This is a genomic window from Shewanella sp. 11B5 (assembly GCF_002836795.1).
GTDB classification, from domain to species: domain Bacteria; phylum Pseudomonadota; class Gammaproteobacteria; order Enterobacterales; family Shewanellaceae; genus Shewanella; species Shewanella frigidimarina.
The window spans coordinates 1-1262 of sequence record NZ_PJAP01000108.1; the positions used below are offsets into that span (position 1 = coordinate 1).

At 43.8% G+C, this 1262-nt stretch carries 2 protein-coding genes; both read left to right on the top strand.

Going from position 1 to position 1262, the window contains the following annotated elements; all coding sequences use genetic code 11:
- Positions 1 to 480, top strand: a 480-nt coding sequence (gene rsxB / locus CXF78_RS00890; RefSeq protein WP_102035717.1) for an electron transport complex subunit RsxB, incomplete at its 5' end; no start/stop codon positions are given.
- On the top strand, positions 474 to 1262 hold a 789-nt coding region (gene rsxC, locus CXF78_RS00895; protein ID WP_102035718.1), incomplete at its 3' end, for an electron transport complex subunit RsxC. The genes rsxB and rsxC, both read left to right, overlap by 7 nt.

Here is a 1262-nt window from a genome sequence, read left to right on the forward strand (position 1 = left end):
AATCCTATTATTGATCAAGTTGAAACCCTGTTACCGCAAACTCAATGCGGCCAGTGTGGTTACCCTGGTTGCCGCCCTTATGCTGAGGCAATAGCGAATGGCGATAAAATCAATAAATGCCCTCCAGGTGGTACTGCTACCATGGAAAAGATTGCTGAGCTTATGGGGGTTGAACCTGAAGCATTAGGCGAAGAGGCGCAAGCCAGTGTAAAAAAAGTCGCTTACATCCGTGAAGATGAATGTATTGGTTGTACCAAATGTATTCAAGCCTGTCCGGTTGATGCTATTTTAGGCGCCGGTAAATTAATGCACACCGTTATTGCCAAAGATTGTACTGGCTGTGACTTATGTGTTGAGCCTTGTCCTGTCGATTGTATTGATATGATCCCAGTTGAAACCACAATACAAAATTGGGATTGGAAGTTACGTGCTATCCCTGTCAACGTGATTAATCCTGAGCAAGAGGACAAACGGTGCTAACGTTATTAGAGCAATTAGATAAAGGTACTTTGTGGCGCTCTCCTGGCGGGATCCATCCACCTGAACTTAAATCACTTTCCAATCAAAGCACCATCGCATCTTTGCCACTGCAATCGCGATTTGTGATACCGGTTCCTCTTGTTGGTCAACAAGCGACCTTGAGTGTCAAGGTCGGCGACTCGGTCTTAAAAGGACAACCACTCACTGAAGGTGCTGGTTTTATTTATTTACCCGTTCATGCTCCTACTTCAGGGACCGTTGTCGCGATTGAGCAACATAGTAGCAACCATGCCTCATCATTGCCCGTGTTGAGTTGCATTATCGAAGCTGATGGTCTTGATACTTGGTGTGAACTTACCTCAAGTAAAATTGAACAACTGTCCAAAGCCGATATTTTAGTCAAAATAAAGCAAGCAGGTATTGCAGGAATGGGCGGTGCTGCGTTTCCAAGCCATGTCAAACTCAATCCAGCGAGTGAAATCGATTTAGTCATTATTAATGGAGTAGAGTGCGAACCCTACATTAGTGCTGACGATCGATTAATGCGTGAATTCAGTGATGAAATATTAACTGGTATTAGTATTATTCATCATTTGCTTAACCCACAGCGTATTATCATCGCTATTGAAGATAATAAACCTGAAGCGGCCCAAGCAATGGAGTCTGCTATTCGTCGCAGTTCATTGCCTAACGACATGATCCGCGTCACCGTAATTCCGACTAAGTACCCTTCTGGTGGCGAAAAACAACTTATTCAAATTATTACTGGCAAAGAAGTACCC